Raw genomic sequence first — 519 nt, 5'->3', positions numbered from 1 at the left:
CCCGCGTGCCCGCGCCCGCCCCCCCGGTCGCGGGGTCGCCGCCGCCGCCCGCGGGGGCGCGGGCGGCGGCCCCCGGCGGGGGGCGGCCGCGCGCCGGGGGGATCGGCGCCGCCGTGGTGGCCCCCGCCTGCCCCCCCGCGCTCTGGGGCGGCTGGGCCACCGGCGTGGGGGTCGGAGGGGGGAACCCATCGGTCCCGGTGCGCGCCGCCCGCCACAACAGCACCCGGGCGACGTGGACGTCCATCGCCATGTCCGCGATCTTCCACTGCAGCCCCTGGAACGTCGCCAGCGGCCGTCCAAAGTAGTGCCCCATAGAGTGGTGTAACTCGGTGGCCGAGATCGTCTGCGATTCCGTGTTGTGCACGGGTGTAGAGCGGCCACCGTGTGATCCTTCGAGTCAACCTTCTACCGAATCCTCGAACGGAGTCATCACGATGACCGCACCTCATATTGTCGACCCTGCAGGCCTGCTTGGCCAAGCCCTCGCCGACGCGTCGCCGGATCTGATGCGCGCGCTAC

The 519-nt window shown here is 73.6% G+C and carries 2 protein-coding genes; one reads left to right on the top strand and one right to left on the bottom strand.

Going from position 1 to position 519, the window contains the following annotated elements:
* Nucleotides 1–313: acyl-CoA dehydrogenase family protein (locus tag A8G15_RS32585; protein ID WP_425415140.1), on the bottom strand; the 313-nt coding region annotated here is incomplete at its 3' end.
* A 16-nt stretch (nt 314–329) separates the two neighbouring features.
* Here A8G15_RS32585 and A8G15_RS31605 point away from each other — a divergent pair.
* Nucleotides 330–519 (top strand): hypothetical protein (locus A8G15_RS31605; protein WP_211270275.1); only part of this gene is annotated, 190 nt, incomplete at its 3' end.

Source organism: Rhodococcus phenolicus (assembly GCF_001646785.1).
In the GTDB taxonomy this organism is placed as follows: domain Bacteria; phylum Actinomycetota; class Actinomycetes; order Mycobacteriales; family Mycobacteriaceae; genus Rhodococcus; species Rhodococcus phenolicus.
Note: the sequence above shows the minus strand (reverse complement) of the source record. Positions and strands in the feature narration are given on the sequence as shown.